Origin of the sequence: Cedecea sp. VD22, from assembly GCF_037150195.1 — a bacterium.
In the GTDB taxonomy this organism is placed as follows: Bacteria; Pseudomonadota; Gammaproteobacteria; order Enterobacterales; family Enterobacteriaceae; genus Cedecea.
Genome location: NZ_JBBCPX010000029.1, coordinates 1 through 9,456 on the forward strand (window position 1 = coordinate 1; position 9,456 = coordinate 9,456).

The window sequence follows — 9,456 nt, forward strand, 5'->3', positions numbered from 1 at the left end:
CATACAGAGATGAGTCATTATAATAATAGCCAGAACAGACTTAATCAGCATTGTCTGAAAGATGCCCGCCTTCCAGCCCAAACTGCACGAAAGAAAAGTAATAAGCCATATACGAAGTAAACATTTTGTAAGTACACCCGTTTTAGTTCCACGCACTTTTTGAGGTTTCTGGTTTTTCAGCCATCAGCCGATACTCTTCCGGCGTCAGGTTATTCAGGGACTCATGAGGTCGCTCGCTGTTATATTCCATCAACCAGCGCTCAGTAATTTCCCGTGCTTCATTCAGTGTTCTGAACAGATAAAAATCCAGGATTTCTGTCCGGTACGTCAGGTTAAAACGCTCGATAAAGGCATTCTGTGTCGGTTTGCCTGGTTTAATAAATTCCAGCACCACACCATGGTCTTCGGCCCATTGCGCCAGCGCAAGTGAGACCAGTTCTGGCCCGTTGTCCATACGCATCTTCAGCGGATATCCACGGTTTGCCACTATCCTGTCCAGCACCCTGACGACCCGTTGAGCCGGAATATTCAGGTCGATTTCTATCGCCAGGGCTTCGCGATTAAAATCATCCACCACATTAAAGGTACGGAAGCGCCGGCCACAGACCAGCGCATCGTGCATAAAATCGATGGACCAGCTTTGATTAAGCGCTTCCGGCATTATCAACGGAGCCGGATTGCGTACCGGCAGACGTTGTTTACCCTTACGACGAAAATTCAGTTTCAGCAGGCAGTAAATCCGGTGAACACGCTTATGGTTCCAGGTGTGCCCCTGCCTGCGCAGAAGCTGGAACAGCTTCTTAAAACCGTATCGCGGATAGCGCTCCGCCAGCTCAGTCAGTGCCTGGATCACCCGTTCATTGTGCCGGGTATCGGGCTGGTAAAAATAAACCGTCCTGCTCAGCGATAACATCCTGCATGCCTGACGTACACTCATCGAAAACACCTCTTTCAGATAGCTGACGAGTTCACGCTTTATCGCTGGCTTTAAAGCTTTTTTTCGATGACGTCTTTTAGTGCGCGGTTTTCCAGACTCAGGTCGGCAAACATCTGTTTTAGGCGGCGGTTTTCGTCCTCAAGATCTTTCATCTTTTTGATATCAGAGGCTTCCATCCCGCCAAACTTCGCTTTCCAGTTGTAGTAAGAGGCCTCAGAGATACCCGCTTCGCGGCAGACATCTTTGACGGTGCGTCCGGCTTCGACGGACTTCAGCACAGCGATGATCTGGTGTTCGGTGAATCGTGCTTTACGCATGGCGATCTCCTCGGGAACATAATCAGTATGTCGGAAGATCTCTAAAAGTGAATGGTTCGGTTAAGCGGGATACTTACAAGCGGAATAAAATATTTTACTGATTACCTACCTCAGGCCATCAGCTCTCTGCCCGGTGAACGAATCGAACTGGATGATTTGGTGAAGTACATTACCCAAATTACCTCAAATATTACATAGATAATTTGTCGGCTCATTCACTGCCTACGCAGTCTGCATCGCTACAGATAACTTTCACCTAGACGATGAGATACCTACTCTGAAAGCGGCCAAGATTCACCTGTTAATTACATGGAAAACAAGTTGTCTTAGCCACTCATCTTACAGTCCGGAATACCAAAGTGTGGGTCTGGAGTGAACTAATCTTTGAAAACATATTACCAGTGCTTAATAATTGAATCTCCGATCCCTGCAATATGTTCGTTAAGTTCATTCATGGATGAATGAGTATTGGTAATATAGAGAATAACTATTCGGGATGGTTTTCCTCTGGGCCCCAACAATGCAACGATGCCACGAGAGCCGTGTTCACCTGCTCCTGTTTTATCCGCTATCATCCAGCCAGCTGGCAGTACAGAGCGGAACAGAGGCCCGCCAACTTTATCTTCCTGCATCCACGTTATTAATTTTTGCTGTGATGCTATCTTGAGGAGACTCCCATTTAACAATTTTCGTAACGTCTGAGCCATTGCAGCCGGAGTGGTAGTATCACGCTCATCGCCAGGTAGCGCTTCATTCAGGCTGGGTTCGTGTCGATCTAGTCGTGTATAATTATCACCAGTGCTTCGCACAAATTGGGTTAATCCCTCCGGCCCGCCAATTGTTGATAGCAATAAATTTGCAGCAGTATTATCACTGGTGGTAATGGCAGCATTACATAATTCAGAAACCGACATTCCATCTGCAAGGTGCAGACTGGTTACTGGTGAATAGTCATCCAGGTCATGCTCATTATAGGTAATTCTGCGTTCAAGCTGTTCAAGCCCTTTATCAACGCGTGCTAATACTGCCCCACATAACAAAACTTTGAATGTGCTCATCATAGGGAAGCGTTCTTCATGGCGATGACTACCCAGTACCTTTCCGGATAAAAAGTCTATTTCAGTAAAACCAACCCGACCTTTGATATGGTCTTCTGTGGTTTGTATTGTATCAGTGATATTGACTGGTGTAGATAGTGCTGGCGTGCACATTCCAGCCAGCAAGGGGATTATCATAAGTCGAATCATTTTCATATTAGTATCCTTTATTTTGCATGTTAAATTAATGTGTTAAAAGTTAAATACTGAGCCAACAGGACCTCTTCGGCCAGACTGTTGGTGCACTTTCGGACCATGTGAAGCATCTGATGCAACCTCAACCCGAAATACACGTCACTCTGCATCATTCTGATTACTGCCCTGGCAACCTGAGGGTCCTATCAGAACTGGTATGTTATGCCCATTATCAAAGCATCTTCGTTATTCTGAGTGAACTTTTGGCAGCCCCGTGATGTTGTTGAATTTGTAAGCAATATCCAGGTTCAGGTTAGAATTCAGGCAATACGTGATACCTGTCGTCACATAGTGAGTTGCCCAGGCAGTCTTACTATCGATTATCGAGTTTGCCCCAATATACCCAGGGAAATACATTACAGGTGTTGTTCTGCGAGGAGCCGGGTTCTGGCGAAATCCGGGCACATTTCCGCTGACAGCACCCGTTTTTTATGGAGTCAGATGCTGCCACCCGACCCGTTATGAAGCCGGACTGATGCGTTCCCCGGGGGCTGCTTTTAACAGGAGCGGGATAAGGCTGTTCGTTTCACGCGTTAAGGCTGAGAACATATCCAGATCCACTTTTGTCACAGAGACAAAGATCCCCGTTTTTTCGCCGGGGACCAAAACCATATAACTCATAAAACCGCCGCCACCACCGGTTTTCTGGATCATTACCGGGGAGTCAACCTAAGGCTGGATAAAGACCCAACCCATTCCCAGCCCCTGCGCTTTCCCTGCTAAATCCAGACCCGTAATGGATTTGAGTTGCTGTCTCTGCACGTACATTGCCTGCTGAACGGCTCTGAGCGCTGGCTTTTCAGGATGACGGATATTCAACAGATGCTGCATCCAGCTCGCCATGTCCCTTGCGGTGGAATACATCCCGCCGTTGCCGGCGGCTGCCGTTGTATCCGTGCAGGGACCGGCAGGATCGATGCCAGAGCCTTCCATGAGCCGCTGACACTGAGCGCTGTCAGGCTGGGTGGTGGTGTCTTTCATGCCCAGCGGGCCCGTCACATTTTCCCGCATAAGCTGCAGGTAGGGTTTTTTACCTGCAGCTTCCATAGCATCGGCCAGCAGATCGTATCCCACATTAGAATACTGCGCCTGTTCCCACGGCGCGGTCAGGGTCGGCTTCTGATTCAGCCAGTTCCAGCGGGCAGGCCTGTCCGGCCACGTGAACGGAGCTGAGCCGGCTGGTGCCTGACCCGGGATAAGTCGCGGCAGCCCGCTGGTATGTGTGGCAAGCGAAATCAGGGTAACGGGATTGCCGCGGCTCACCTCAGGTACTGTCATCCCCGGGGGAGCATACTTCTGAAGCGTGTCGGTCAGCCTGAGCGCTCCCTTATCGGCAAGCTTAACCAGCAGCTCTGAGGCCAGAATTTTTGACATAGAGCCGACCCGAAGCAGCGAGTCGGGCGTGGGGCTGGTATGGTTGCCTTTAGCCGTTTCACCATAGGCACGATATGTCACCTGACCATTCTGAATAATGGCCATGACCATAGCCGGAGGATTAGTGTCATGAAATATCTGTGCAGATTTCTCAGCAATTTGCTGCTCGGTCGTCATCTGGCCAGCATTGGCATAACTGGCGGCCAGCAGGCTGGCCACGGCCAGAAACAGTGATTTTCTCTTCATCCAGGTTTCCCTAATAAATATTGTTCAGTGAGCTGATTACCGAGATGTTAATGAATACTTTGGGATGCATTCATTGTGTTAATCCGCAGATAAATGCGAATAATCGCCAGCCGCAAATAAAAATTTAAAGCCCGGTTTAATTAATTATAAATTTCGCAATAAATAACAAGTATGTCGCACCGGTCAGGAAGCGGGATTATGTTGATAATCTTGAATGCTGGCAAACGATAAAAATTTGTATTAATTTAAAGAAAATCTAAAGGATGTCCTATGCGAAAAAAACCTCCCCTGAAGGCCCTCAAATCTTTTGAGGCTGCCGCCAGACACCTCAGCTTTACCCGGGCCGCGAAAGAGCTTTTCGTTACCCCAGCCGCCGTCAGCCAGCAAATCAGAATTCTTGAGGAGCGTCTGGGTATCACGCTTTTCAGACGACAGTCCCGCAGTCTGGAGCTCACAGAGGAAGCCGCGATCCTCTATGGCGGACTGCACGAGGCGTTTCGGACAATAGAAAATATTTATCATAAGTTTGAAGGCGGGGAATATAAGGAAGTCCTGTCGCTGGGCTGTGTAGGCACGTTTGCCCTTGGCTGGCTGGGGCGTTTCCAGACGCTTCATCCCCATGTGGATGTCCGTCTGCGTATTAACAATAATATCGTCAATATTGCTGCAGAGGGGCTCGATCTGGCTATCAGGTTTGGTACCGGGATATGGCCCTCAACCAATAATGAAAAAATATTCGACGCGCCGTTTGGCGTGCTATGCGACCCGGAAATGGCCGGGCGGCTTCGCGCACCACGTGATTTGCTGAACGAGAGGCTGCTCCGTTCTTACCGGATCAATGAATGGGAAGACTGGTTCCGTGAGGCCGGCGAGGACGTTGCTGTCATCAGCGGTACGGTCTATGACTCGTCAGGACTGATGATCCAGACCGTTATACATTCCGGCGGCGCGGCGCTGGTTCCCCTGAAAATGTTTACACGGGAGCTCACATCCGGGCAGGTTGTGCAGCCCTTCGAAACTGAGGTCAACGCCGGCAGCTACTGGCTGACATATTCTAAATCCAGAATCATGCGCCCTGTGGTCAAAACCTTCAGGAGCTGGCTTCTGAGCGAAGCGCTGTTGTTTGAATAAACGTATACTCAGACTGCCCGGGCACGTTCTCTTAAAGCATGGGAAGGCCTTGATGCCTGGTGATTAAAGTAATACGACGCCTGTCTTAGACGAAGCTTAGAGCCTTATCTGGTACGAGGCTACGGTGGCGGCTATCCGATAAGCTCCTAAATATCACGCCACGTTCGATACACCAGACGTTCATACAGCGTAAGAAAAATTAACGATTACTACCGATGTATAGTTAGATTGTTTCCAATCCTGTCTTGCTCTGTTAATGCCAGGATTCTGTTTACACACTCAGTAACTGTTAATTTCGCTGTATCAAGTTGAATATGTTCCCTGTACCATCGTTCATAGTGACGGCTTTGCACTTTTCCCCAGTCAGGTACAGTCAAACCGGGAATATCTGAAACTCTGTTTTCCACTCGATGCCGATGCTGTTCTTTGTCCGAACAAATTATTTCAATTTCTATGAATGGAATTTCCAGTGATATAGCTATATCACGAAAAGCATCACGCACAAGATTAATATCATTAACCGAATCTGTCACCACCGTTGACCCTAGCTTAAGATTCTCACGTGCTAATGCATATATGACAAAATACCCTTCAGGCCCGGGCTTTCTCTCTGTTTCAAACGCCGAAAGAATGGCCTGCTCTACAGTATCCACCCGTAAATACACAGCGCTCAATTTTTCGCACAACATTTTTGCTACAGTACTTTTTCCAGAACCCGGCAACCCGTTCATAATTATCAGCATAATTTTCCCTTTTGGAATACATTTGAGGAGTTACTATTAAAAATAAAATACACATAAATGGTTCAATTCACAATTGAGTGAGATGTTTGTTGTACCATGGTATAAATATCCTTAGTGTGCCTCCCCAGAATACTCCATCATTCAGTCCGGTGAGCCCACCCATTAGCAGACAGAAGCTCGCTGACGCCGCAAGGCCAGGCTGAAGGAAGAGGGCTGAAGTAAGAATGAATTTTGTACAAAAAGTAATAACGATCATGCCCAGCGTCAGCGGCGTCCCGGCCCTGATAACCGTACCTGGGTTGCCTGAATCCTGCAGGGGAGTTTGTGCCCCCCACATCCAGTAGCCGAGTGCTCCTCCCGCGAGTAATCCTGCGACCATCATGGTGAGACTTACTCCTGCCCTTTCTGTTTCAGTCATAACTCCGTAGCCTCCCCAGACAAGAAACAGTACAGGGAGCAAAAAAAGCCGTCCGATTTTCATCTCTCTGTCATAAAGGGCGGCAAAACCACGGCGAAGTAAAAAAATCAGCAGGAGCCAGACCCAGAACGGTACATGAAGTAAAAATTCAGACAGGTTCATCGTTTTTCCTTTTCGCTTAATGATGATTACATTTAGCCGCAGAGAATGGCTCCAGCGTTTTACTTGATTGCCCGAAGGTTATTTTCCTTTTTTGTGCCCGGACGGAGGAGTTTATTCAACCTGCGTTGTTGCCATGACTTAAGCCGATCATGAATAACAAACACCCTGCCCCCCCTGAACATAACCAGAGTGCACCATATGGCCGTCACTACAAGGGACCAGTAACTTTCCGGAGTAAGCAGATAGTTTATAACCATCATTGCGGTGCATGTCAGAAGAGCCCTTGTTAGTATCCGCCAAAACGTCATTTCCCGGGCAACCTGGGCTCTGGCATCACTGATACGTTCATCCAGCGTGTTAACGGCATCCCCGGCCTCTTCCAGGAGCTCAGATACGCTGACGTCAAAGGCTGAGGCAAGCGCACTCAACGTTTCAAGACCAGGTTTCTTCCCTTTTTCAGTACGCTGAACCGTTCTGACTGAAAGCGAGGCGACTTCTGCCAGCTGCTCCTGAGACCAGGCCTTCTTCAGGCGAAGGGCTTTCACTTTCTCTGCGACGGTCATCGATAACCTCATATCTGGTGTATGTTGGTAGCGGCTAAGATATTCGCATTTCCTGCCGGCACAGTACACGACACGGGCCTGACAGTAAGACGACACAAACGAGACAGGTGCAGACCGAATGACAGGATGAGCCTGTATCACAGACTTACTCTTCAAAAATAACGGTATCTCCGCAGGCGACAGGATGCGTGTTCCTGAGCCACAGTTTTCCCCATCTTCCTGTGCAGTGGCAGCCCAGCAGTTGCTCAGGTGCGATCTCACGCAAAAAAGCTTTCAGCCTTATCAGCCTGAGCGGTGATGCTGCCCGCAGATGAAATCCCCCGATAAGGGCGTACACGCGTTTTTCCCCCGTAATGTTCATGCAGTGGCGAACGGTGTTCTCCAGCCCACGATGGCCACACCCGGTTATAATGACCAGCCCGCGTGATGAGCACCAGATAAGCACACCCTCATCAGACACATAATCAGGCGTGGCGTTCCTGTAATCGGTATAACCCCAAGGCTTCGGGCTTTCCACGGGGATTTCACCACTCCAGACAAAACGTCCTGCCACGACCCGCGGGATTTTACTGTACTCCACGTTAAGTCCGCGAAAACGCTCCACGACCGAAAGTTTCTTAAGAGGAATGACCTTTCCTGGAAGCCTGACGGCGGCATACCTTTCCTGTAAAATGCCGGGATGACAGATAATCCTCGTCCCGGGGGCAAGAGACGTTATTCCGCCGCAGTGATCGTAATGCCCGTGGGATAATACAACCGCGTCCAGGTCTGTCAGCGGCTCGTTGATCAGCCTGGCGTTGCGAACAACGGTTTCATCCGCACCGGAGTCAAACAGTATCCGGCTCTCTCCGTCGTCCAGAAGAATGGAGAGGCCTGCACGGGCCTGCATTCCTGCAGCCGCGTGCGGGGAAAGATGGTTTTCGACCAGAATGGTCATTTTGAGTGTCACAGCTTAGTTCTCCCTTCGAAGGTAATTACCCAATAATCCTGACAGCAGACCTGTTTCCTGGTCCAGAGCAGCATTCTTCTCACTGCAGCAGATAAAGACTTATCAGCATGCCAGTCCGCCATATCCTGCTCCCCGAAAGCAGCCAGATTTCTGCAGAGATAACGAAAATGAATGAGGCTGTCAGAACGATATCCACCCTGTTCAAAAAAAATAATTACCCGCCTTAAAACCTGCGCTTATATTCATTACAGAGTACATCCCGCTGCGTCACCTGTTTAAATAACACTGAAATGGAAAGGGATTAATGACTATAACGTCACTAAATAGTGATAGTGTACTCATGGAAAGACCTCACAGGACAAATAATGCAATTACGAAAAAGAGCGCTTGCTGCCGGAATTCTCGTACCCGCAATCCTGACTACACTGCTGTCGTCAGTCATGGCCTAGCGCCAGCTGAGCAGAGACACGGCCGTCACGGCAGACATACTGATGAGTCAGGTCGACCACGTAACACCCATTGCCCGCTGACCTGCTCCCCGTTGATTAATACACACCGATGTTAGTAATGTCTTCATAAGCCACATGAGGACATCCCCATGAAGAAGCGTTTTTCCGACGAATAGATCATCAGTATCCTCCGCGAGGCTGAAGCCGGGGTTTCTGCCCGTGAGCTCTGCCGTAAGCACGCCATTTCCGACGCCACCTTTTACACCTGGCGTAAAAAGTATGGCGGTATGGAGGTGCCCGAGGTTAAGCGCCTGAAGTCGCTTGAGGAAGAGAACGCCAGGCTCAAGAAGCTGCTTGCCGAAGCCATGCTGGATAAGGAGGCGCTTCAGGTGGCTCTGGGGCGAAAGTACTGACGACAGGTCAGAAGCGGGAAGCCGTGGTGTTGACGTTTGATGCGACCGGTCTGTCGCAACGTCGTGCCTGCCGGCTTACAGGTTTGTCCCTGTCGACCTGCCGTTATGATGATCAGCGTCCGGCTGCTGATGCACATTTATCTGGGCGTATTACCGAGCTGGCGCTTGAACGCAGACGTTTTGGTTATCGGCGCATCTGGCAGTTGCTGCGTAGGGAGGGCCTTCACGTCAATCACAAGCGGGTATACCGTATTTACTACCTTAATGGACTGAGCGTAAAACGCAGACGACGCCGTAGAGGGCTGGCGACCGAACGGTTTCCGCTTCTGCGCCCGGATGCACCGAATCTTACATGGTCGATGGATTTCGTTATGGATGCACTGGCCAACGGTCGAAGGATCAAGTGCCTGACCTGTGTGGATGATTTCACGAAGGAGTGTCTGACGATCACCGCTGCTTTCG

At 49.5% G+C, this 9,456-nt stretch carries 9 protein-coding genes and 1 pseudogene; 2 read left to right on the forward strand and 8 right to left on the reverse strand.

The genetic code is table 11. The features are described 5' to 3' along the window. Positions 1-142 precede the first annotated feature (142 nt). The 4 genes from WFK85_RS23115 to ampH all read right to left on the reverse strand — a co-directional run bounded on the left by WFK85_RS23115 (position 143) and on the right by ampH (position 4,166). Positions 143-1,254 (reverse strand): IS3 family transposase gene (locus WFK85_RS23115; protein WP_442892347.1). Its coding sequence is split into 2 segments (ribosomal slippage): positions 143-993 and positions 993-1,254, totalling 1,113 coding nucleotides; the frame shifts between segments, so codons are not numbered across the junction. 395 nt (positions 1,255-1,649) lie between these two features. Continuing rightward, on the reverse strand, positions 1,650-2,507 hold the full coding sequence (gene blaLAP / locus WFK85_RS23120; protein WP_008460137.1) for an LAP family class A beta-lactamase: 858 nt from the start codon (positions 2,505-2,507) through the stop codon (positions 1,650-1,652). A 498-nt stretch (positions 2,508-3,005) separates the two neighbouring features. Further along, positions 3,006-3,200, reverse strand: coding sequence for a hypothetical protein (locus WFK85_RS23125; protein WP_336709894.1), 195 nt, complete (start codon positions 3,198-3,200; stop codon positions 3,006-3,008). A 15-nt stretch (positions 3,201-3,215) separates the two neighbouring features. Beyond that, positions 3,216-4,166 carry a D-alanyl-D-alanine-carboxypeptidase/endopeptidase AmpH gene (gene ampH / locus WFK85_RS23130; RefSeq protein ID WP_336709892.1) on the reverse strand — a complete coding sequence of 317 codons (951 nt, stop codon included), beginning with the start codon at positions 4,164-4,166 and terminating at the stop codon, positions 3,216-3,218. A 270-nt stretch (positions 4,167-4,436) separates the two neighbouring features. On the opposite strand from ampH, the gene WFK85_RS23135 reads away from it, so the two are divergent. Next, the gene (locus WFK85_RS23135) at positions 4,437-5,297 is read left to right on the forward strand and encodes a LysR family transcriptional regulator (protein ID WP_336709890.1); all 861 of its coding nucleotides are present in this window, start codon (positions 4,437-4,439) and stop codon (positions 5,295-5,297) included. Between the two features lie 209 nt (positions 5,298-5,506). Here the strand turns inward: WFK85_RS23135 and WFK85_RS23140 are convergent, their stop codons facing one another. The 4 genes from WFK85_RS23140 to WFK85_RS23155 form a co-directional block, all read right to left on the reverse strand. Further along, complete coding sequence (locus WFK85_RS23140) at positions 5,507-6,040, reverse strand: AAA family ATPase (protein ID WP_008460140.1); 534 nt, start codon at positions 6,038-6,040, stop codon at positions 5,507-5,509. Positions 6,041-6,107: 67 nt separating this feature from the next. Further along, the gene (locus tag WFK85_RS23145) at positions 6,108-6,620 is read right to left on the reverse strand and encodes a DUF6622 family protein (RefSeq protein WP_008460141.1); all 513 of its coding nucleotides are present in this window, start codon (positions 6,618-6,620) and stop codon (positions 6,108-6,110) included. 59 nt (positions 6,621-6,679) lie between these two features. Next, entirely contained in the window at positions 6,680-7,183 is a 504-nt protein-coding gene (locus WFK85_RS23150) for a helix-turn-helix domain-containing protein (protein WP_008460142.1), read from the reverse strand. A gap of 145 nt (positions 7,184-7,328) precedes the next feature. Beyond that, a complete protein-coding gene (locus WFK85_RS23155; protein WP_008460143.1) occupies positions 7,329-8,132 on the reverse strand; it encodes an MBL fold metallo-hydrolase in 804 nt (267 codons plus the stop codon). A gap of 625 nt (positions 8,133-8,757) precedes the next feature. Here WFK85_RS23155 and WFK85_RS23160 point away from each other — a divergent pair. Beyond that, positions 8,758-9,456: pseudogene (locus WFK85_RS23160) on the forward strand (IS3 family transposase); the annotation flags it as partial.

Bases quoted from the DNA above. Each gene is read 5' to 3' on its own strand.
- blaLAP (WP_008460137.1), bottom strand. From the start codon at position 2,507: ATGAAAATGATTCGACTTATGATAATCCCCTTGCTGGCTGGAATGTGC.
- WFK85_RS23125 (WP_336709894.1), bottom strand. From the start codon at position 3,200: ATGATCCAGAAAACCGGTGGTGGCGGCGGTTTTATGAGTTATATGGTT.
- ampH (WP_336709892.1), bottom strand. From the start codon at position 4,166: ATGAAGAGAAAATCACTGTTTCTGGCCGTGGCCAGCCTGCTGGCCGCC.
- WFK85_RS23135 (WP_336709890.1), top strand. From the start codon at position 4,437: ATGCGAAAAAAACCTCCCCTGAAGGCCCTCAAATCTTTTGAGGCTGCC.
- WFK85_RS23140 (WP_008460140.1), bottom strand. From the start codon at position 6,040: ATGCTGATAATTATGAACGGGTTGCCGGGTTCTGGAAAAAGTACTGTA.
- WFK85_RS23145 (WP_008460141.1), bottom strand. From the start codon at position 6,620: ATGAACCTGTCTGAATTTTTACTTCATGTACCGTTCTGGGTCTGGCTC.
- WFK85_RS23150 (WP_008460142.1), bottom strand. From the start codon at position 7,183: ATGACCGTCGCAGAGAAAGTGAAAGCCCTTCGCCTGAAGAAGGCCTGG.